Here is an 18,947-nt window from a genome sequence, read left to right as displayed (position 1 = left end):
GACCTGGTGGGCGCGATTGGACTTGAACCAACGACCCCTACCGTGTCAAGGTAGTGCTCTAGCCATCTGAGCTACGCGCCCTCGTTTCTGGAGGCGCTGACCGGATTCGAACCGGTGAATGGAGGTTTTGCAGACCTCTGCCTTACCACTTGGCTACAGCGCCACCCACGGCCCTGCCTCGGCCAGCAGAGTTAGGTTAGCACCTGCCGCGAGGGTGTGTCAAACTTGTGTCGTGCGCGAGGTGTTCATCAAGACGCCGGGGGGATTCCGCTGGCCTTTTTCCAAGGGGCTTCTGGTGGAGTCCATGATGATGGCCGGGATTGGGATGGAGGCCGCCCTCTCGGTGGCCCACACCATTGAGGAGCAGCTCAGGTCCAGAAAGAGGCCTGAAATCACTGCCCAAGCCCTAAAGAAAATGCTGGTTCGGGAGGTGGAGAGGAACTTTGGCCCCGACCTGGCCGAGCGTTTGCGGAGACAGACCCAGGCCTTTGAGGACATCGTGGTTCGGGAAGGGTACCGCAAGCGGCCCTTCTCCAAGGGAGTGCTGGCCCGCAGCCTGGAGGACGCGGGGTTCTCCATGCGCGAGGCGCACACCCTGGCTCGAGCGGTGGAGGCCCGCCTCCGCCGCAGCGGTGTCCGCTCAATTGATGCCGACGAACTGGAAAGGCGGATTGCGGCCGAGATAGAGGAGCTGTTTGGTCCGGCGGCAAAGGCCCGTTACGCTGGGCGGCAGGCGTTGGCAGGGGAGATTTTTGTGGAAGAAGCCGAGGGTGAGCCCAGGGTGCCCTTTTCCAAAGGGGTGCTGGCCCAGTCGGTCATGGCGGTTGGGCTGTCGCCGGACACGGCCTACCGGCTGGCTCGAGACGTGGAGCGGCGCCTGCGGGAGGCGGGCTCCACCGTGGTCAAGCGGGACTACCTGCGCCGCACGGTGGCAGAGGAGCTGATGGAGGTGGCGGGAGAGGAGGTGGCCCGGCGCTACCACCTTCTGCGCAACATTCGTAGGGCGGTAAAACCGGTGCACCTCCTGATTGGCGGGGTGGCGGGGGTGGGTAAGAGCGTGCTGGCGTCGGCCCTGGCCTACCGCCTGGGCATTACCCGCCTGATTTCCACCGACGCGGTGCGGGAAATTTTGCGGGCCACAATCCCCAAAGACCTGCTGCCCACCCTCCATACCAGTAGCTTTGACTCTTGGCGCGCCCTGACCACCCCTTACGACAGCGAGCCCAGCGCCGCTTTGGTGATGCAGGGTTTTTGGGACCAGGTTTCGCGGGTGGCGGTGGGCCTCAGGGCTATCCAGGAGCGCAGTGCTCGGGAGCGGACGTCGCTGGTGGTGGAGGGGGTCCACGTGGTGCCGGGCTACATGACCCACCAGTACCAAAGCGAGGTGATTCAGATTCCGATCATGCTGGTGCTGGAGGATGAGAACCTGCACCGGGATCGCTTTGCACTGCGGGAACGGGAGACCGGAGGGTCGCGCTTGAGCAGCGTCTACACCGAGCACTTCAGCGAGATACGCCTGATTCAGCAGCACCTGGTGGAGCTGGCCCGGGGGGCGGGGATACCCCTCATTCCGGCGGAGAACCTGGACCGGGCTATTGATAAAGGGATTGAGGTCATCGTAGACCGCCTACAGGAGGCCTATTTCGATGCCACCCAGCAGGAGGGGCAGGGGCCACAGACCGGACCTCGCCCAGCCTGGTAGGCTTTGCGCGTGGAGGCGATCCAGATTCCAGGCCTACCACCGGTCCCCCCCTTGGGCCTGGGTACCTGGCAGTGGGGGGACCGGCTCATCTGGGGCTACGGCGGGGGCTACCGCGAGGAGGATGTCCGGCTGGCCTACCGGGCGGCCCTGAAAGGTGGGGTGCGGTTGTTTGACAGCGCCGAGGTCTATGGGTTTGGCCTTTCCGAGCGGCTCCTGGGTGAGTGCTACCGCGCTTACGAACCCAAGCCCCTTCTGGTGAGCAAATTTTTCCCCTACCCCTGGCGTTTTTCCCGCAGGGCCCTCCTGTCGGCCCTGCGGGGGAGTCTGGCCCGCCTGGGGCTACCCCGCCTGGACCTCTACCTCCTGCACTGGCCCTGGAAGCCGGTGCCGCTGGAGCAGTGGGCCGAGTCGCTGGCGGAGGCATATGAGCAGGGGTTGGCTCGAGCGGTGGGGGTTTCCAACTGCAATCTGGGGCAGCTCGAGCGGGTGGCCGGGGTGCTCTCCCGCCATAGGGTGCCCCTGGCGGCCAACCAGGTGGAGTACCACCTCCTGGAGCGAGGGCCTGAGCGGAGCGGGCTCCTGGGGGCTATGCGCGCTGAGGGGGTGGTGCTCATGGCCTACAGCCCCTTGGCCATGGGCTGGCTCACCGGTAAGTACAGCCTGGAAAAACCCCCGCCCGGCCGTTACCGGGCCCAGCGCTACGCTCGTCACAAGGCCCGCATTCCCCACCTGCTCCACACCCTTCGCGCAATCGCCCAGAAGCACGGCGCCACCCCTGCCCAGGTGGCCCTGCGCTGGTGCATCGAGCAGGGAACCCTGCCCATTCCCGGGGCCAAGAGTGCTTTGCAGGCTGAGGCCAACGCCGGGGCCCTGCGCTTCCGCCTGGACGCGGAGGACCGGGCTCGCCTCGAGGAGGCCGCTCCATTGGAGGGCGCATAATAGGGGTATGGGTCTGCTCGAGGAGCTCTATCGGGAGATTATCCTGCGCCACTACAAAAGCCCCCAGAACCACGGCGAGCTGCCCGGGGCCCGGCTCAGGGTAAAAGGGGAGAACCCCTCCTGCGGCGATCAGGTGGAGCTGCAGATTGAAACCGATGGCCAGCGCATTACCGACCTGCGCTTCCTGGGTCAGGGTTGCGCCATCTCCCAGGCCTCGGCTTCGCTGATGACCGAGCTAGTGAAGGGGAAGACCTGGGAAGAAGCCCTGGCGTTGGAGCGGAAATTCAAGGCTATGGTGGTGGACGGGGCTCCGCCAGCCCCTGAGCTGGGCGACCTGGCGGCTTTGTCCGGCGTGCATAAGCTCCCGGCCCGGGTCAAGTGCGCCACCCTAGCCTGGAACGCCCTCGAGCAGGCCGCCCGCGAGGTGGCCGGGGGCTAGGTGCCCCGCCCGCTCCGACGACCTGCTGGGCGTGGGGCTGCGCCTTGGGTGGATTGGCAACAGCGTGAAGTTTACGCTGGGGGTTGCCGTGTGCGAAAAGGCATTCCCCCTGGCTCAACCACAGCGTGCTTTCCTGCCCCCTTAGAAACGCGTGACGGGGTTTTCCTGTCCAAATTCCCCCTTTTTCGTCTGGAGGAGGGGCTATTTTGGGGGGTATGCGCAGGATTGAGGACTACCTGCCCTGGGCCCAGGCCTTTGTCGAGGCCCGTCGGGTGGTGGCGGTGCAGATAAACCCGGAGAAAGGGGAGTACAAGGCCTTGAGCGAGAACGGCTCGAGCTACTTCCTGGAGAGGCTCGAGCAAGCCCAGGCTCTGCTGCTGGTTTTGGGCCAGCCGCAGATGGGGACGGACTGAGCTGCGCTTGGGTTAGGGTCCTGCGCCCTGCAGGGCCTCCACCCGCTTGGCTCCGCGGTAGACCCGCTTGTAGAAAGGGCTGTCCAGGCTCTCAACAACCACTCGGCTGCCGTAGCTGTTGGCATGGGCAAAGACCCCACGGCCTAGATAGATGCCCACGTGGTCAACGACCCTCCCTCCGAAGCTGAAGAACACCAGGTCGCCTTGGCGTAAAGCCCCCTGCACAGTGGGAAAGGCTGCCCACTGCTCCTGGCTGGTGCGGGGCAGCCGGATGCCGATTTCAGAGAAGACCTGCTGCACGAAGGCGGAACAGTCCACCGCCCGGTCAGAGCTGGCCCCGAACACATAGGGCAGCCCTAGGTACTTGAGCACCACCAAGACCAGGGGATGCTGAGGATTGTAGTCGGTGTCGCTAGGGAGGACAGGCTCCGAGGGCAGCGGGACAGGGTGGGTCGGGATGGCCGAAGCGCCCCCTGGGGGTGGGGCCGACGTCAAAGCCCCTTGGGGGACTCGGAGCACCTGGCCTGGGGCTATGGTGGTGCTGCTGAGATCGTTTTCCCTCTGGATGGCCTCCACGCTTGAGCCGTACCGGCGAGCGATGGAATAGAGGGTCTCCCCCCGCTGGACTGTGTGCAACACGGGCTTGGAGGGGAGCACCAGCACCTGTCCCACGCGCAGGGCAGAGCTCTGAAGCTGGTTGAGCTGCATTAGGGTTTCCACCGTGGTCTCGTGCCGTCGCGCGATGGAGTAGAGGGTGTCTCCCCGCTGAACCGTGTACGTCTGGGCACTTTGGGCCAGCGCCAAACCCAAGAGCCAAGGAGCGAGTGTGGCTTTGCGCATGCTGGGTGCCCTCCCGCCTTTAGGGCATTTTGCCCAGTATACGGGCAGGGGCCTTTAGAGGGCTTTATTCAACCTTCACTTGGCTGTGGTTGCGAATGTGAAGTGAGTGATGGGGCTCTAAATCCCCTTTAGAAAAGGCTCGTTTGACCTCTCACCCAAGCCAACTACCGTAGGGATGCGGGGTTGGAACCCCAAACGAGGAGGAAACTATGCAGAGAGGCCGATGGTTCACTGCCTTTGCGATGGCTACCTTTTTCGGCTTATTCGCCCAAGCCCAGACCCAGTTTCGCGATGTGCCGGCCGGGCACTGGGCCCAGGAAGCGGTGGCCTTTGCGGTACGCTGCGGTTTGATTGAGGGCTTTCCCGACGGGACATTCCGCGGCAACCAGAACCTGACCCGTTACCAGGCCGCGCTCATCTTCTTCCGCCTTTACCAGACCAACCGGCTGCAGGATGCCCAGCCTGAATGCCGCCTTGCGGTAGAGCGGGGGGCCCAGGAGGTGGCTCCGGAGATGGAGGAGCTCCGCCGGCGCTACCAGGAGCTGGAGCGGACCCAGCAGGACCAGGCAGCCCGGCTGGCGGCCTTGGAGGCTGAGGTGAAGCGGGCTATTGAGGTGGGCCAGCAGGCCCAGGCCCTGCAGGAGCGCCTGTCGGCTTTGGAGCAGCAGGTCCAGCGGCTGGCCCAGGCCCCTGCACCGCAGGCCCAGCCTGCCCCAGCAGTCCCAGCTGACCTGCAGGCTCGCATTGAGGCCCTAGAGCAGCAAGTCCAGCGGCTGGCCCAGGCCCCCCAAGCCCCCACTGCACCCCAGGAAGTCGCCGCCCTAGAGCGCCGGGTTGCTGAGCTGGAGGAACAGCTCCGCGCCCGCCCGGACGCCGCACGGGTGGCCGCGCTGGAGGAGCAGGTACGCACCCTGCAGGGCCAGGTTAGCACCCTCCAGAACCAGGTCGGCGCTCTGCAAAACCAAGTGGGTGAGCTGCGCCAACAGACCCAGCCGCCAGCCCCTACCCCTTCACCCCAGCCCGAGGTGCGCCCAGTTCCGCCGGTGCAGACCCCTGCCGTGCAAAACCGCAACTTCTACCTGGGGGCGTCCGCTTCGCTGGGCCTGGTTCCCCAGCCTTCGGGAGGCGTTTTCGACAGCAGCAACATCGCCGTGGGCGGCGTGGTGGGGGTGCGGGAGGCCTTTTTGGGCTTTGGCCTGCGCGCCGGTCTGGAGTACAACCTGGGTACCCAGGCCCTGGGAGCAGAGGCCTATCTGACCCGCCACTTTAGCAGCGGGCCCCTGGGCCTCTACCTCGGGGTGGGCGCCCGTTACCTACCGGCCTTGTCCAATCCCATCTACGGCTCGGCAGCGGTGGGGCTGGACGTCAACCCCCAAGGTCCGGTGGGCCTGTTCCTGGAGGCCAACCCCCGCTTCGAACCTGGCCTCAATTTCGGTCTGGGGGCCCGTGCTGGCCTGAAGCTTAACTTCTAACACCACTACCCATTGTCCCTGCGGGGGGCCCAGGCTTCCCGTGGGGCTCTCCTTTTGCGGGTATGCTGGGGGGGTGGCCTGGGCCCTTATCCCTGCGGGTGCGCTTACCTATGTGGCCCTGTATGCGGTGGTGCCGATGCTGCCCGGGCTTGAGCGCCTCTTTGGGAGCCCTGCGGGCAGCGCCCATCTGGGCATTGGACTCCCCTTCCTCTTCTTGGTCCTCCTCTCTCCCTTGGTGCCCCGCATTCCCCTACCGGTGGGCACCACCATAGGTCTGGGGCTTATGGGGGTAGGGCTCACCGGGATTTTGGCAGGGCTGTCCCCCAATCTGGCCCTATGGACGCTTTTCCGGGCTCTCCAAGGGATCTTTGCGGCCTTGATTCCGGGGCTCTCTTTGGCCTTGCTACCGCGGTTGTTCCCTACCCGCCACACCCAGATGGCCGGGCTTTGGGTGGCTGGGAATGTTTTGGGGGGCGGTCTTGGGCGGGGGCGGGGGGGGGTGCTGGCGGAGGTGCTGGGGGAGCGGATGGCTCTAGTGGCGCTTTCTCTGCCCGTCCTGCTGGTAGCTTTTTTCGCCCTGCGGGGCCGCGAGCGGCTTACCCTTCCACCCCCCCGTTACACCCTTTCGGCCTGGCCGCTGTATGTGCTGGGCTTCGTGTTGCTCTTCCTCAACTTTTTTGTGGCCAACCTGTTGCCCTACCGCCTGGAGGCCTTGGGCTTCTCTCAGGCCCAGATAGGTGGGGTCTTTTTTGCCTACCTGGCAGGTATCCCGGGGAGCGCCTTGGCTGGGTGGCTGGTGCGCCGGCTGGGTGAGGTGCGGGCCTTTCGGCTGGCCTTTGGAGGGGTGATCCTGGGCTTGCTGGTGCAGATACCTGGCCAACCCTCGCTAATTCTGGGGTTTACCCTAATGATGGCTGGAATATTCACCGCCCAGGCGGTAACGGGCGGAGCCTCGGGTCGGGGAGGAAGCGGGGTGAGCGGTACCTACATCGCGGCTTTCTACCTGGGGGGCACGGTAGCCGGGATGGTTTACCCTCCCTTTATCGGTAGAAGCCCCCTGTGGGGCCTCGAGCTGGCCCTTCTGATGGCCCTCCTAGCGGTGCTGCTGGCGCCGCGGGCGCTGCACCGAAATTAGGGGCCCAAAGCCCCGGCGAGGCGGGGGTATAGCAGGGCCCCAAGCCCGTAGAGCCCCATCCAGAACAGGTCCCCCACCCGCAGCCGCCTTTTGGACACCTGGATCACCCCCAGCCAGAAGACCGCCAGCGAAACCACAAGGCAGAGGAGGCTAAAGTAGGCCATGAACAGGGGGGCTGCCACGGTGCGGACCAGGAGCCAGGAGCCCCCGCTCATCACCAGGGGAAGCCATATGAGGGCGGAGGCGCAGATCAGGTAGCGACGGCCTGCCATCCCGGTCCCTCAGCCTACCCCTTCGGCTCGGAGCTCCTCGGCCAGCTTTTCATACCCCTTGCGTCCCATCAGGGCGTAGGTGTACTCCTTTCCGAGTTCAACCCCTGGCTGATCAAAAGCGTTGATGCCCCAAAGCTCGCCCAAGTATGCGGTCTGCCACATCAGGTGTTGCAGCAGCCATCCCAGGTGGTAGGCGTCCAGCCGCTCCAGGAGGAGGGTGTAGTTGGGCTGATGAGCCTTGGCTAGGGCGTGGGCGGTGGCCTTGGCCTCAGCGCTGAGCAGCTCGAAGAAGGTTCGGCCAAACAGATAGTCTAGCCCCTCCAAACCCTCCACGGCGGGGATCGGCAGGTCTTCGCTAGGGTTTTCCAGGCGCACGAAAACCACCAGCTTGTCATGGGGCCCTTCGCGGAAAAGCTGCACCTGGGCGTGTTGGTCGGTGGTGCCGATGGCCCGTACCGCTGTGGTTCCGCTCCGAACCTCCTTCCCTTCGCGGTCGTGCAGCTTGCCCAGCGACTCGTCGTGGAGCTGCACGAACCAGTCCGGCAGGTAGCGCAGCCGGGTGGAGTAGGGCATGAGCACCACGATGTTCAGCCCCTTTTGGGCAAAGAGGTGGTGAATCAGGGCAGTCTGTGCTGGAAGGTTGCGGGCTACCTCGAGCCGGGCTTGCTCGTTGGCCTTTCTAGCCCCAGCCAGCAGGTTCTCTAGCTCAACGCCTGCAAAGGCCAGCGGAAGGGTACCCACCGGGCTGAGCACGCTGAAGCGGCCCCCTACGGAAGGGGGGATGTCAAAGGCTGCAAGACCTTCTGCCGCAGCGTAGGGCCGCAGGATGCCCCGGGTAGGGTCGGTGGTGACCACCACATGCTGCCGCCAGTTCTCTGTTCGCTCCAGCCAGCGACGGAACACCAGGAAGGCAGCCATCGTTTCTGCGGTGGTGCCCGATTTGGAGATGACGTTGACCAGGGTTTTTTCCGGGTTCAGGGTGCGCAGAAGCTCGAGGACCGGTTCGGGCTCCACGTTATCCACGAAGTGGAGTCGTACCGGTCCCTTGCCCAAGGCCGCGCCCACCGCCTGGGCCCCCAGAGCCGAACCGCCAATCCCCAGCACCACCAGGTCTTCCACCCAAGGGTGGGCTTCCCGGTAGCGCCGCACCTGGCGCAGGGTTTCAGTGTCCTCGGGGAGGTCAATCCAGCCCAGAAAAGCCCCGGGGTCGGATTTGCGGCTCAGAATTGCCTCTAGGGCAGCCTCCAGGCGCTGGGCGTATGAGGTGAGGCTGGAGCCCCACTCCACCCCGTTTGGACCCACCCGTTCTACGGAGATGTTGCTTGGATCAAGCTTTAGCATGGGGCTAGTTTACCCCCTGCGCCTCTCCTGCCATCATGGTCGCCGGCAACCTGGGGAGCGCCAAAGGCCCTGTGGGGCCCCCGACTTTGAAGCTAGGCCAGAGACCTTTTGCCTTGACAAACCACCGGGTGCCCTTCTTTATACTGAGCCCTATGCCGGACCCGACGCTCGTTGTGGTGGAATCCCCGGCCAAGGCCAAAAGCATCCAGAAGATGCTGGGGCCCGGCTATGAGGTGCGGGCCAGCAAAGGCCACGTGGCCGACCTTCCCGAGCACGAGCTGGGGGTGGATGTAGAGGCCGATTTCACCCCGCACTACGAGGTCAAGAAGGACAAGCAGCCGGTGGTGCAGGAGCTCAAGCGGGCCGCCCAGGGCCGGCGGGTGCTGATCGCCACGGACCCCGACCGCGAGGGCGAGGCCATCGGCTGGCATGTGGCCCGGTTGCTCAACCTTGACCCTCGGGACCCCATGCGGGTGGAGTTCCACGAGATCACCCCCAGAGTGGTTCAGGCCGCCGTGCAGAGGCCCCGGCCGATTGATCAGAACCTGGTCAACGCCCAGCAGGCCCGGCGGGTACTGGACCGGCTGGTGGGCTACCAGCTTTCACCGGTTTTGAGCATGGAATTCCGGCGGCGGGCCCTCTCGGCGGGCCGGGTTCAGTCGGTGGCGCTGCGGCTTCTGGTGGAGCGGGAGGAGGAGATTGAGCGCTTCCAGCCCCAGGAGTACTGGACGCTGGAGGGGTGGTTTGAGTCGGAGGGCCAGCGCTTTGCGGCCGAGCTTCACAGCGTGCGGGGGGAGCGGGTGCAGGGAGGGGGCAGTTTCCTCATCACCAGCCAGGCTCAGGCCCAGGCCATCGCAGAGCAGGCCCGGGCGGTGGCGGTCTACCAGATTGGGGAGGTTGAGCGCCGGGAGCGGCGCCGCAACCCCCCACCTCCCTTCACCACCTCCACCCTGCAGCAGGCCGCCAGCACCCGGCTCGGTTGGACCGCCGGCCGCACCATGCGGGTGGCCCAAAGGCTTTACGAGGGGGTGGAGCTCCCTGAAGGGCCGGTGGGGCTCATCACCTACATGCGCACCGACTCCACCCGGGTGTCCCAGGAGGCCCTGGCGGAGGTGCGGCGGTTCATCCCGGAGCGGTTTGGCCCCGGCTACTTGCCGGAAAAACCCAACCAATTCGCCGGGAAGAAGGCGGCGAGCGCCCAGGATGCCCACGAAGCCATCCGCCCCACCGCTGTTGAGCGCACCCCGGAGGCGGTGCGCAGGTACCTCACAGAGGAGGAGTTCCGGCTCTATCAGCTCATATGGCAGCGTTTTGTGGCCTCCCAGATGACCCCCGCGGTCTACGACCAGACCACCGCGAGCGTGGTGGGAGGGGAGTTCGTGTTCCGCGCGGTGGGCTCGGTGCTCAAGTTTGACGGGTTCCTCAGGGTGTATGGCCGAGAGGAGGCAGAGGAGGCCGCCGGCCGTCCCTTAGAGGAAAGGCGGCTCCCTCCCCTGCGCGAGAAGGCCCCGGCCACCCTGGAGGAACTCGTCCCAGAGCAGCACTTTACCGAGCCGCCCCCCCGTTACACCGATGCCAGCCTGGTCAAGACCCTAGAGGAGATGGGCATTGGCCGCCCTTCCACGTACGCCCCCACCATCGAGACCCTCGAGCGGCGTAGCTACATTGAGCGGCAGGGCAAGGCCCTCAAGCCCACCCCCCTTGGCCGGGAGGTGACGCACTACCTGATTCGGATGTTCCCCGATGTGGTGGCCTACGACTTCACGGCCCAGCTCGAGGCCCGGCTGGACGAGATTGAGGAGGGCAAGGCCCACTGGCCCAAGGTGGTGCGGGAGTTCTATGAACCCTTCTTGGAGGACTTCCAGAAGGTTCCCAAGAAGCTTTGTCCGGAGTGTGGGCGGCCCCTGGAGCTCAAGGTTTCGCGCTTTGGGCAGTTCCTGGGTTGCACCGGCTATCCGGAGTGCCGCTATACCGAGCGGCTCGAGCCTAGAAAACCGCCTGAGCCTCTGGGGGAGGCCTGTCCCCAGTGCGGCCAAGGCCAGCTCGTTCGGCGCTTTGGTCGCTACGGCAGCTTCATTAGCTGCGACCGCTACCCGGCTTGCACCTACACCCGGGACGAAGCCCCCTCCACGGGTCTGGAGTGCCCCAAGTGCCGGGCAGGGGAGGTGGTCCGGAAGACCAGCAAGCGGGGCAGGCCCTACTACCGTTGCAACAACCCAGCCTGCGACTTCCTGGTCTTCGACCCCCCCCAGGCTGAGAAGTGCCCCTTGTGCGGGTGGAACGAGCTGGATAAGGGTAAGAGCCGGGCCTGTTCCAACCCCGCTTGCGAGCGCTACGGGGGTCCGCGAACGCAGGCCAAGGGCAGGCCTCGGGCTGAGAAGAAGACCTCTAAAAAGGAGGCCCCCCTCAAGGCCTCCTGGGCCGAGCTGGAGGCCTTTCTTCCCCTATCCGGTCTAACCCCGGAGCAGGCGGAGGTTGCCCGCCTCACCAAAGGGCAGCAGAAGGCCGTTCCCCAGGCCGCCTCTGCCCTAGGGAGGTCCGAGGCGGAAACCCTGAGGCTCTTCCGGCAGGCCATGTTTAGGTTGCGCATGGAGTACGGCAAGGCGCGGAAGGCCAAGGAGCCGGTGGGCACCTGAATGAAGCTCCATCTGATCCGCCTTGCCCGGGCCCAAGGTGAGGCCCGGTTCCCCGGTTTGAAGCCCTTCCGGGCCTACCTTCTGAGGGTGGCGGAGGAGGTTGAGCGGGGGCGGCTGTACGTCCTTTTGGAAGGCGAGTTGGTGATAGACCTGCCCGATGGCAGCTACCTGCACCTGCGCAGGGGAGAAGCCGCCTACCTGACGGAGCCCCACCGCCTCATTCCTGTAGACCCCAGCGTGCTTGCGGTGTGGGAGAGTGGCTGAAGCACCCTGGGGCCCCCACCCCCTGGTCTCGGCCTATAAAGATGGGCGGACCCCACTTTATGAGCCGGCACCCCCGCCTATCATGGAACCCAAGGTATGAACCGGGTGGCGGTATTCATAGACGGGAGCAACCTGTATAAAGGCCTGGTCACCACCCTGGGCCCCGACTACCGGCTGGACTTCGTGGCCTTCGTCTCGGCCTTGGCTGCTGGAAGACCCCTCCTCAGGGCCTACTACTACAACGCTCCTCTGCCCAGCGACGACCCTGCGGCCAAGGCCCATCAGGGGTTTCTCAACTACCTGCGGCGGGTGCCCTACGTGACGGTGCGCCTGGGGCGGTTGGAGCGGCGGGGCGAGGCCTTTGTGGAAAAAGGGGTGGACATCCAGATTGCCGTGGACATGTTGAAGCTGGCCTATGCTGGCGCCTACGACGTGGCCGTTTTAGTCTCAGGGGACAGCGATTTCGCGGAGGTCTTCAAGGTTCTTCAGGACATGGGCAAGCAGGTGGAGAACACCACCTTCCAGACCCTGTCCTCCCACCGCCTGGCCCAGCAGGCTGACCGGTACTACCCCTTGGATGGGCTGCCCTGGGAGGAGCTCAGGGCCAAGACCTTTGAGGCCGAGGAGCTGCCGCTCGACTAGGCAAAGAAGACCGCTCCTGGTCTGCGCTCGCCGCACAAAGCCCAGGCCGCCTCCCGGCCCAAAAGTGTTCCCAGCACGTTTCCAGTGCCGCAGTAACCCCCGATAGCCCAGACCCCAGGCCGTACCTCCTCGGCAATGGGCAGCCCTGTGGGGGTGTAGCCCACCGAGGCTGCCCAGCGATGGGTGATGGGAGCCCGCACGCCCAGCTCTGCCAGCAGCCCTTCCAGGCCCTGCTGGATCTGGAGGGTGGGCTCGCTCGAGAGGGTCCACTCGGCCTCGCCCCCCAGGTCGCGCAGCCCCCCCAGGGCCAGCCGCCCATCGGGAAGCTGTTGCCAGTAGTCGTAACCCCAGCGCCGGTAGACCGGCCGGGGAAAGCGGGGGGGTATGGGTGCGGTGGCCAGCATCTGCAGCCGAGCGGTGCGTACCCTTCCCAGAAGCTCCGGAAAAACCCGCTCGAGCCCCCCGTCTACCGCTACCAGCACCCCTGAGCAGCGCACCCGCCCCTCTGGGGTCCGCACCTCCCTCCCGCCTATTTCCAGCGCTGGGCTGTGCTCAAACAGTAGCGCCCCAGCCTCCTGGGCTTGCCGTGCCAGGGTGCGACAGCGCAGCAGGGGGTTCATGACCGCGTCGTCCGGCAAGAGGATGCCCTGGCCTTCCGGTCCCTCATAGGGCAGGGCCTGGAAGCCGTCGGTCCGCAGCGCCTCCAGGTGGGCCCAGCAGTCCTGGAGCTCCTCTTCTGAAGCGGCAATCCGGAGCGATCCCACCCTGCGAATGGCCCCCGGGGTCTCGCGGGCCATCTGGTCTATTTGGTCCAGGGTGGCTCTGTAGACCCGCTGGGCGAAGTCGCGGCCATGCGCCCGCACGGTCTGGTGGTAGAACTTGGCCAGACCAGCCAGCAAAAACCCCCCATTGCGACCCGCTGCCCCACCCGCTACCCCTCCCGCGTCAATCCCCACGACACGCCGTCCCAGCCGCAGTAGCTCGTGCACCGCAGCAAGGCCCGAGCCCCCTAGGCCCACCACGCAGAAATCAGCCTTCAGGGTGCCCTCGAGCCTCGGAAGGCCCCTCCACCCTCCGTCCTCCCAGACGGGCGTGTTCATCGGCTCCAGCATACATCGCCCTCTGGGGCCGCCCATCTACGGGGCAGGGTCAGCTGCGCGGGGTTCTTGGCTTTGCGGTTTCCGCCCAGAGCCCCTTTCTGGGCGCCCAGTGTGAGCCCGTGCGGTTGTCGGGTCTCTGAACCGGCGTATGCTTTAGGCATGACCGCTTTTGCGGTGGAGAAACTGGGGCGGGTTCCCTACCAACAGGCCTGGGACTACCAGAAGCAGGTGCACGCCGAGGTGGTGGCAGGCTCTCGACCGCCCACCCTGTTGCTGCTGGAGCATCCCCGGACCATCACCCTGGGGCGGGCTGCCAAGCCTGAGCACCTCCTGCTGTCCGAAGCCCAGTACCGGGCCATGGGCATTGAGCTGTTTCAGGTTGAGCGGGGTGGGGATGTTACTTACCATGGCCCAGGGCAGCTGGTGGGCTACCCCATCTTTCCGGTAGGGAGGCAGGTGCGGGGGTTTTTGCGGCGGCTCGAGCAGGCCATCCTGCTGGTGGCGGCCAGCTACGGTATCCCGGCCTACCCCAGCCCGGGCTACGCTGGGGTGTGGGTGCGGCGAAAGGCCCCCGTGGAGGGCTGGCCTGACCTGGAGGAAAAGCTCTGCGCCTTTGGGGTGGCCGTACGGCAGGACGTGGCCCTGCACGGCTTCGCCCTGAACGTGAACACTCACCTGGACGACTTCAACCTGATCGTCCCCTGCGGCATAAAGGACAAGGGCGTGACCTCCCTTCAGAGGATTCTGGGCCACCCGCTTAGCATGGAGGAGGTCATGGAGCGGGTGGTGGTGGCCTTCGCCCAGGTTTTTCCCACCTTCGCCAAGGAGCTGGTATGAGCAACCTCAAGACCATCGAACTCCCCGACTTTGAGCACGGGGGTCTCATTGAGCTTAGGGTCGTCCCGGGTGGCCTCATGCAGTCCCGTCCGGAGCCGGTGGACCGGAACAAGCCGGCCTGGTTGCGGGCCACCGCCCCCACCGGGCCCAACTACCATCGCCTGAAGGAGCTGACCCAGCGGCTGCGCCTTTCCACGGTCTGCCAGGAGGCCAGGTGCCCCAACATCGGCGAGTGCTGGGGCCACGGCACCATGACCATCATGGTGTTGGGCAGCGTTTGCACCCGGGCCTGCAAGTTCTGCGCAGTGGACACTGGGAACCCCCGCGGCTGGATCGACCCGTTTGAACCCCTCCACGTGGCCCAGGCGGTGGCCGAGCTGGGCCTCAGGTACGTGGTGCTGACCTCGGTGGACCGCGATGACCTACCCGATGGTGGGGCTGCCCACTTCGCGGAGTGCGTGCGCCAGATTAAGCGGCTGGACCCTAGCGTCAAGGTGGAGACCCTGACCCCCGACTTTCAGGGTGACCTGGCCTGCGTGGAAGCGGTGCTGCAGGGAGGCCAGGAGGTCTTTGCCCACAACCTCGAGACCGTCCGGCGCCTCACCCCCAAGGTGCGTGACCCCAGGGCTGGCTACGACCAGAGCCTAAGCGTCCTGGCCCATGCCAAGAGGGTTCGACCGGAGGTGCTGACCAAGTCCAGCCTGATGCTGGGCCTGGGGGAGAGCGAGGAGGAAATCCGGCAGGCTATGCGCGACCTGCGGTCTGTGGGGGTAGACATCCTCACCCTGGGCCAGTACCTGCGCCCTACCCAGCACCACCTCCCCGTGGCCCGCTACGTAACCCCCGAGGAGTTCACCCGGTACCGCGACTGGGGTTATGAGGAGGGCTTTCTGGAGGTTTTCAGCGGTCCCCTGGTGCGCAGTTCCTACCGCGCAGAAAGGGTTTTCTTCGAGGCTACCGACGCTGTATGAGCACCGCTCGCCTCAAAACCCACCCCTCGAGTCGGCTGTTGGCCTGGGGCGATGCTCTGTGCATCGTCCTGTTCGCCCTTTTGGGGCTAAAAAGCCACGGGGAGCCGATAACCCTTGCGGGTCTCCTGCGCAACGCCCTGCCCATCCTGCTGGTCTGGTTCCTCCTGGCGCCCTTCCTGCGCACCTACACCCGCCCCACCTGGCGCAACCTGCTCTACACGTGGGCCCTTGCGGTGAGCGCAGGGGTCTGGTTGCGTGCCATGGTGCTGCAAAGACCCTTTGACCTGGGCTACCTGGTTTTCTGGGCGGTGAGTCTGGGGGCTACCCTGGTGTTGCTCCTGGCCTGGCGTGGGCTGGCCCTGGCGGTTCTCTCCCGGAGATGGCCTGGGGGTGGTTCCGCCTAGGGTTCGGCTGGCGCTTAGACCCAAATCCTGATATACTTAGTTGGGATTATGGCCTGATGCCGGAGTTGCAAGATGGGGATGAAACGCTTGACCAAGCAGCGCAAGGCGGTGCTCGAGGTGGTGCAAAGCGCTAGGGGCCACCACCCTGATGCAGCCTGGGTCTACGCAGAGGTTCGCAAAAAGGTACCCAGCATCAGCCTGGGCACGGTCTACCGGACCCTCGAGGCCCTCACCAAGGAGGGCTACCTGGTGCCCCTTTCCCGTCCTGGGGAGGCGGTGCGTTACGAGGCCAATCCAGATGGGCACCTGCACCTGGTTTGTCGGAAGTGCAACCGCTTTTTTGACATCGTGCACCCCCTACCCGACCTGTTGAGCGAGGTGCGGGCCAAGTACCCTGGCTTCGAGATAGACCACGTGCAGGTGGAGTACGAGGGGCTCTGCCCAACCTGCCGCGAAAATCCCGCCTAGCCTTGCGAGATCAGCCGGACCAGCTCCTCGGGCTGCTCTTGATGGGGCAGATGGCCCGACCCTGGGATGGTCTGAAAACGGGCGCCGGGGATGGACCGGGCCAGCCTGCGTCCTGCTTCTGGAGGGATTATCCTGTCCTGCTCTCCCCACACCACCTGGGTAGGCTGCCTGAGGGAGGCCAGCTGGCCTAGAGGCTTCCAGAGCCCCTCCAGGGCCATCCAGCGGAGGGCAGAGAAGAAGGCCCGGCGCTGCTCATCGCTCCAGACCCGGTCCCAGACCCGCTCCCGCAGAAAGGCCTGTTCCTCGGCGGGTAGAGCCTCTAGGTCGGCGTAGTAGGGCCGTAGGCTTGCGTAGGCGGCCTCCTGGGAGAGGCGAAGCCGGTTGTAAAGCTGTTCCCCCTGACCCGGAATCAGGAACAGAAGCTGCAGCTTGCTGGGCCTACTGCCCGTCGGGGGCCCCCCTACCAGGGCCAGCCGAGCCACCCGCTCGGGCCAGCGTAGGGCCATCCGTAAGGCCACCGCCGCCCCCATGGAGCTGCCCACCAGCACTGCTTGGGGCACCTCGAGCCGTTCCAGCAACGCGGTGAGGGTTTCGGCAAAGAAGCCCAGGGTGTAGGCCCGCCGGGGGTGATCCGAGCGGCCAAAACCGGGCAGGTCTGGGGCGATGACCCGGCTTCGCTGCACGAGCAAGGGAAAGACCCTCCGCCAGCTATCCGCATCATCGCCCAGCCCGTGGATGAGCAAAAAGGGGGGTTCTTTGGTTGGGGTGGGGCCGGAGTCATGCAAAAAAAGGCCCACGCTGTTGGCCTGCACCCTGCGCAGATAGGGTTTCAGAGCCTCAGGAACGGCAAACCTAGGTTTCATAGGGCCTCCACAAGGCGCTTGAAGACTTCCGGCACCTCGGGGAGCCTTCCCCCGTCGGCCCAGCCGAACCGCAGGTCTGCCAGGGGGCCTGGCCCTATCCCCATACCCCGGGGGAACCACCCCCTGTAGTCCAGGCTCCCGGCCACCTCCTGTCCCCCGAAGGCCTCCCGGAAGCGGCGCACCTCCAGCGGGTGGCCGAAGTGAAAGGCGTAGATGTGGGCCTTTTCCTGCCAAAGGAAGCGGGGTCGGTGAGGGAGGTCGTGCAGCTCTCCAAAGCGGCGTAGGAAAACCCTGGCCCGGCCCGGCCGCAGGCGCAGGGTGGCCTCCAGCACCTCTCCCAGGGACCCAAAACTCCCCACGAAGGGCCGCACCAGGTCGTAGCCCTGGACGTTCTTGACCGTAAGCCCACCGGCCCGCACCACCCGCCCCTTGGGGGTGCGGAAGCGCAGGCCCAGCACCTCGGCCCCGAAGAAAAAGGTCTGACCAAAGCCGCCCCGTTGCAGAAGCCCACCCAGCCCGCCTGGCAGCTCCACGGGGGGAAAGGGAGGGAAGAGGCCTTGCGGCAACGCGGCCCAGACCTCCATCAGGGGGGTGTCGCCCGTGGCTACCAGGTACTGGTCGGCGACGGAAACCTCGAGCACCGGCACCCCTCTATGCTATCGGGTCTAGCGGAACAATTCGCAACGCTCGGCGTAGGGGCTAGGTATGAGCCCGGAGCGTTCATCAAAGGCCATGGCGTAGCCGCTTTTCACCTCGGGCCAGCCCTTTAGGTAAGGGGCGCCGGTGGCCGCAAAGTTGACCCACTGCGACCGGAGGGTCTGGGCCAGCTGCCTCGAGCCCTCCAAGGCTCCTTGGGTCAGGAAGAGGGCCTGGGCCGGCCAGGTGTTCTCGGTGCCGAAGAGCAGGGGTAGCTCGATGCCGTGGAAGCTCCCCAGAACCCCCAGCACCGGCGAGGCCCAGCGCACCAGGTAGGCGTAGGCAGGGGCATGGGGGGCCTGGACCTCCGCGGCTTCCAGGCTGGGGCAGAGCAGGATGCGGTCGGTTTGGAAGTAGGCCCAGGCCTCGGCGGGGCTTGCCGAGCGGGCGCGGTAGAGCTCCACCGCCCGGCGGCCTTGGCCGGGGAGCTTTTCCTCCACCCGCTGGGCGAACCCCTCCCAGCTCGAGGGTCCCACAAAGCGTTCGCCCCAGGCCTCCTGGTCGGTGGCCCCGGCGATTAGGGGAATCTCCGAGGCTGTGCCCTCCCGGAGGGCCTGGAGGGGGGGCTTAGCCAGGACTACTCCGTCCAGGTGGGGTTTCCAGGGCACCTGAGCAAACTCTCCCGCCTCCACCCGCTGCAACAGCGCCCCGATACTCCGGTCCTCGGGAGGAAAGATGCGCTCCAGGGGTAGGTTGCGCAGGCAGGCCAGGTCGTCGGGGCTGCAGCCCATCTGGGCTGCCCAGCGCCGCCCCGCCTCAAAGCCCTCCTCCAGCGTGCGCACATAGCCGCAGCCTCCCGATTGGACGATGGCCTTGTGGAAAAGGCCCCGGGCTGCGGGAACGGCCATCAGGGTGCAAACCGCCATCCCTCCAGCGGAGTGCCCGAAGAGGGTCACGTTCTCGGGGTTGCCGCCAAAGGCCCGTATGTTGCGCTGCACCCAGCGTAGGGCCAGGATCATGTCCAGCAACCCGTAGTTGCCGGTGGTGCCCTGGGGGGACTCCCGCTGGAGGGCGGGCAGGGCCAGCCAGCCCAGGGGCCCCAGCCGGTAGTTGAAGCTCACCAGCACCACCCCCTGGGCTGCCAGGGCGGTTCCGTCGTAGAGAGGCTCTGCCCAGCCCCCTCCGGTGTAGCTCCCCCCGTGGATGAAGACCATGACCGGATGGCCCTCGGGGGGCGGCGGCCGCAGGGGCGCCCAGACCGCCAGGTTCAGGCAGTCCTCGCCCTGAGGGGGGAGATACCCCCCCAGTCGGGTGGTGAAGACGCCCCGCTGGGGGCAGGCCGGGCCCGGTGCGGTGGCCCGAAAGATTCCCTCGAGCCCCAGCACGGGCTCCGGAGCCTTCCAGCGCTCTGCCCGCGCGTAGGGGAGGCCCAGAAAGTAGGCCACTTGCTCCTTCTCGTTGACACCTCCTTGGATGCGGCCCTGGGGGGTGAACACCCAGACCGGGTGGGCCCATCCCAGGCCCCAAAGGGCGCAGATTAGGGGAGCCAACCAGCGCACACCGGAATTCTAGC

Annotated in this window: 20 protein-coding genes and 2 tRNA genes; 13 read left to right on the top strand and 9 right to left on the bottom strand. The window is 65.9% G+C overall.

Annotation, left to right across the window (positions count from 1 at the left end):
• Positions 1–4 precede the first annotated feature (4 nt).
• Together NZ849_RS10960 and NZ849_RS10955 are read right to left on the bottom strand one after the other, a co-directional pair.
• Positions 5–81, bottom strand: a tRNA-Val gene (locus NZ849_RS10960).
• A gap of 7 nt (positions 82–88) precedes the next feature.
• A tRNA-Cys gene (locus NZ849_RS10955) sits at positions 89–163 on the bottom strand.
• A gap of 69 nt (positions 164–232) precedes the next feature.
• On the opposite strand from NZ849_RS10955, the gene NZ849_RS10950 reads away from it, so the two are divergent.
• The 4 genes from NZ849_RS10950 (at position 233) to NZ849_RS10935 (ending at position 3,493) form a co-directional block, all read left to right on the top strand.
• Entirely contained in the window at positions 233–1,702 is a 1,470-nt protein-coding gene (locus NZ849_RS10950; protein ID WP_295407271.1) for an ATP cone domain-containing protein, read from the top strand.
• Positions 1,703–1,711: 9 nt separating this feature from the next.
• Positions 1,712–2,641 (top strand): aldo/keto reductase, encoded by a 930-nt coding sequence (locus tag NZ849_RS10945; RefSeq protein WP_295407268.1) that lies wholly within the window; start codon positions 1,712–1,714, stop codon positions 2,639–2,641.
• A 7-nt stretch (positions 2,642–2,648) separates the two neighbouring features.
• Entirely contained in the window at positions 2,649–3,080 is a 432-nt protein-coding gene (gene sufU / locus NZ849_RS10940) for a Fe-S cluster assembly sulfur transfer protein SufU (RefSeq protein WP_295407265.1), read from the top strand.
• A 215-nt stretch (positions 3,081–3,295) separates the two neighbouring features.
• Entirely contained in the window at positions 3,296–3,493 is a 198-nt protein-coding gene (locus NZ849_RS10935) for a hypothetical protein (protein ID WP_295407262.1), read from the top strand.
• 12 nt (positions 3,494–3,505) lie between these two features.
• Here NZ849_RS10935 and NZ849_RS10930 read toward each other — a convergent pair whose 3' ends face one another.
• The gene (locus NZ849_RS10930) at positions 3,506–4,333 is read right to left on the bottom strand and encodes a C40 family peptidase (RefSeq protein ID WP_295407259.1); all 828 of its coding nucleotides are present in this window, start codon (positions 4,331–4,333) and stop codon (positions 3,506–3,508) included.
• 209 nt (positions 4,334–4,542) lie between these two features.
• Between NZ849_RS10930 and NZ849_RS10925 the strand changes: the two genes are divergently transcribed.
• Both NZ849_RS10925 and NZ849_RS10920 read left to right on the top strand, forming a co-directional pair.
• Positions 4,543–5,805: an S-layer homology domain-containing protein gene (locus NZ849_RS10925; RefSeq protein ID WP_295407256.1), complete on the top strand. Its 1,263-nt coding sequence runs from the start codon at positions 4,543–4,545 to the stop codon at positions 5,803–5,805.
• Between the two features lie 73 nt (positions 5,806–5,878).
• Complete coding sequence (locus NZ849_RS10920; protein WP_295407253.1) at positions 5,879–6,940, top strand: MFS transporter; 1,062 nt, start codon at positions 5,879–5,881, stop codon at positions 6,938–6,940.
• Here the strand turns inward: NZ849_RS10920 and NZ849_RS10915 are convergent.
• Together NZ849_RS10915 and NZ849_RS10910 are read right to left on the bottom strand one after the other, a co-directional pair.
• Positions 6,937–7,212: a hypothetical protein gene (locus tag NZ849_RS10915; RefSeq protein ID WP_295407250.1), complete on the bottom strand. Its 276-nt coding sequence runs from the start codon at positions 7,210–7,212 to the stop codon at positions 6,937–6,939. The two genes, NZ849_RS10920 and NZ849_RS10915, sit on opposite strands and share 4 nt — an antisense overlap.
• Before the next feature lie 9 nt (positions 7,213–7,221).
• Positions 7,222–8,553 carry a glucose-6-phosphate isomerase gene (locus tag NZ849_RS10910; protein ID WP_295407247.1) on the bottom strand — a complete coding sequence of 444 codons (1,332 nt, stop codon included), beginning with the start codon at positions 8,551–8,553 and terminating at the stop codon, positions 7,222–7,224.
• Positions 8,554–8,705: 152 nt separating this feature from the next.
• Between NZ849_RS10910 and topA the strand changes: the two genes are divergently transcribed.
• The 3 genes from topA to NZ849_RS10895 all read left to right on the top strand — a co-directional run bounded on the left by topA (position 8,706) and on the right by NZ849_RS10895 (position 12,095).
• Positions 8,706–11,189, top strand: a complete 2,484-nt coding sequence (gene topA / locus NZ849_RS10905) for a type I DNA topoisomerase (protein ID WP_295407244.1) — start codon at positions 8,706–8,708, stop codon at positions 11,187–11,189.
• Positions 11,190–11,453 carry a hypothetical protein gene (locus NZ849_RS10900; protein ID WP_295407241.1) on the top strand — a complete coding sequence of 88 codons (264 nt, stop codon included), beginning with the start codon at positions 11,190–11,192 and terminating at the stop codon, positions 11,451–11,453.
• Positions 11,454–11,549: 96 nt separating this feature from the next.
• On the top strand, positions 11,550–12,095 hold the full coding sequence (locus NZ849_RS10895; RefSeq protein WP_295407238.1) for an NYN domain-containing protein: 546 nt from the start codon (positions 11,550–11,552) through the stop codon (positions 12,093–12,095).
• Here the strand turns inward: NZ849_RS10895 and NZ849_RS10890 are convergent.
• Complete coding sequence (locus tag NZ849_RS10890) at positions 12,092–13,195, bottom strand: FAD-binding oxidoreductase (RefSeq protein WP_295407235.1); 1,104 nt, start codon at positions 13,193–13,195, stop codon at positions 12,092–12,094. The genes NZ849_RS10895 and NZ849_RS10890 overlap by 4 nt on opposite strands.
• Positions 13,196–13,354: 159 nt before the next feature.
• Between NZ849_RS10890 and lipB the strand changes: the two genes are divergently transcribed.
• The 4 genes from lipB (at position 13,355) to NZ849_RS10870 (ending at position 15,875) form a co-directional block, all read left to right on the top strand.
• Complete coding sequence (gene lipB, locus NZ849_RS10885; protein ID WP_295407233.1) at positions 13,355–14,032, top strand: lipoyl(octanoyl) transferase LipB; 678 nt, start codon at positions 13,355–13,357, stop codon at positions 14,030–14,032.
• Positions 14,029–15,003 (top strand): lipoyl synthase, encoded by a 975-nt coding sequence (lipA, locus tag NZ849_RS10880; protein ID WP_295407230.1) that lies wholly within the window; start codon positions 14,029–14,031, stop codon positions 15,001–15,003. Before lipB ends, lipA begins: the two co-directional genes overlap by 4 nt.
• The gene (locus tag NZ849_RS10875; RefSeq protein ID WP_295407227.1) at positions 15,000–15,407 is read left to right on the top strand and encodes a DUF3054 domain-containing protein; all 408 of its coding nucleotides are present in this window, start codon (positions 15,000–15,002) and stop codon (positions 15,405–15,407) included. The genes lipA and NZ849_RS10875 overlap by 4 nt, the downstream gene beginning before the upstream one ends.
• A 72-nt stretch (positions 15,408–15,479) precedes the next feature.
• Complete coding sequence (locus NZ849_RS10870) at positions 15,480–15,875, top strand: Fur family transcriptional regulator (protein WP_295407223.1); 396 nt, start codon at positions 15,480–15,482, stop codon at positions 15,873–15,875.
• Here the strand turns inward: NZ849_RS10870 and NZ849_RS10865 are convergent.
• Genes NZ849_RS10865 through NZ849_RS10855 form a run of 3 tightly spaced genes read right to left on the bottom strand, consistent with a single transcriptional unit; the run spans position 15,872 to position 18,933 of the window.
• A complete protein-coding gene (locus NZ849_RS10865; protein WP_295407220.1) occupies positions 15,872–16,738 on the bottom strand; it encodes an alpha/beta hydrolase in 867 nt (288 codons plus the stop codon). The two genes, NZ849_RS10870 and NZ849_RS10865, sit on opposite strands and share 4 nt — an antisense overlap.
• Positions 16,735–17,385, bottom strand: a complete 651-nt coding sequence (locus NZ849_RS10860) for an FAD-binding oxidoreductase (protein WP_295407218.1) — start codon at positions 17,383–17,385, stop codon at positions 16,735–16,737. The genes NZ849_RS10865 and NZ849_RS10860 overlap by 4 nt, the downstream gene beginning before the upstream one ends.
• Positions 17,386–17,403: 18 nt before the next feature.
• Positions 17,404–18,933, bottom strand: coding sequence for a carboxylesterase family protein (locus NZ849_RS10855; RefSeq protein WP_295407216.1), 1,530 nt, complete (start codon positions 18,931–18,933; stop codon positions 17,404–17,406).
• Between the last annotated feature and the right edge of the window lie 14 nt (positions 18,934–18,947).

The sequence above is a fragment of the Meiothermus sp. genome, from assembly GCF_025060375.1.
In the GTDB taxonomy this organism is placed as follows: domain Bacteria; phylum Deinococcota; class Deinococci; order Deinococcales; family Thermaceae; genus Meiothermus.
The sequence above is the reverse complement of the archived record's forward strand: the minus strand, read 5'-3'. Positions and strand labels throughout refer to the sequence as shown.

Excerpts from the sequence above, each read along its gene's own strand:
- NZ849_RS10865 (WP_295407220.1), bottom strand. The coding sequence starts at position 16,738 with ATGAAACCTAGGTTTGCCGTTCCTGAGGCTCTGAAACCCTATCTGCGC.
- NZ849_RS10890 (WP_295407235.1), bottom strand. The coding sequence starts at position 13,195 with ATGAACACGCCCGTCTGGGAGGACGGAGGGTGGAGGGGCCTTCCGAGG.
- lipB (WP_295407233.1), top strand. The coding sequence starts at position 13,355 with ATGACCGCTTTTGCGGTGGAGAAACTGGGGCGGGTTCCCTACCAACAG.
- NZ849_RS10870 (WP_295407223.1), top strand. The coding sequence starts at position 15,480 with ATGGGGATGAAACGCTTGACCAAGCAGCGCAAGGCGGTGCTCGAGGTG.
- sufU (WP_295407265.1), top strand. The coding sequence starts at position 2,649 with ATGGGTCTGCTCGAGGAGCTCTATCGGGAGATTATCCTGCGCCACTAC.
- NZ849_RS10930 (WP_295407259.1), bottom strand. The coding sequence starts at position 4,333 with ATGCGCAAAGCCACACTCGCTCCTTGGCTCTTGGGTTTGGCGCTGGCC.
- NZ849_RS10935 (WP_295407262.1), top strand. The coding sequence starts at position 3,296 with ATGCGCAGGATTGAGGACTACCTGCCCTGGGCCCAGGCCTTTGTCGAG.
- NZ849_RS10910 (WP_295407247.1), bottom strand. The coding sequence starts at position 8,553 with ATGCTAAAGCTTGATCCAAGCAACATCTCCGTAGAACGGGTGGGTCCA.
- NZ849_RS10915 (WP_295407250.1), bottom strand. The coding sequence starts at position 7,212 with ATGGCAGGCCGTCGCTACCTGATCTGCGCCTCCGCCCTCATATGGCTT.
- NZ849_RS10875 (WP_295407227.1), top strand. The coding sequence starts at position 15,000 with ATGAGCACCGCTCGCCTCAAAACCCACCCCTCGAGTCGGCTGTTGGCC.
- NZ849_RS10895 (WP_295407238.1), top strand. The coding sequence starts at position 11,550 with ATGAACCGGGTGGCGGTATTCATAGACGGGAGCAACCTGTATAAAGGC.
- NZ849_RS10900 (WP_295407241.1), top strand. The coding sequence starts at position 11,190 with ATGAAGCTCCATCTGATCCGCCTTGCCCGGGCCCAAGGTGAGGCCCGG.
- NZ849_RS10925 (WP_295407256.1), top strand. The coding sequence starts at position 4,543 with ATGCAGAGAGGCCGATGGTTCACTGCCTTTGCGATGGCTACCTTTTTC.
- lipA (WP_295407230.1), top strand. The coding sequence starts at position 14,029 with ATGAGCAACCTCAAGACCATCGAACTCCCCGACTTTGAGCACGGGGGT.
- topA (WP_295407244.1), top strand. The coding sequence starts at position 8,706 with ATGCCGGACCCGACGCTCGTTGTGGTGGAATCCCCGGCCAAGGCCAAA.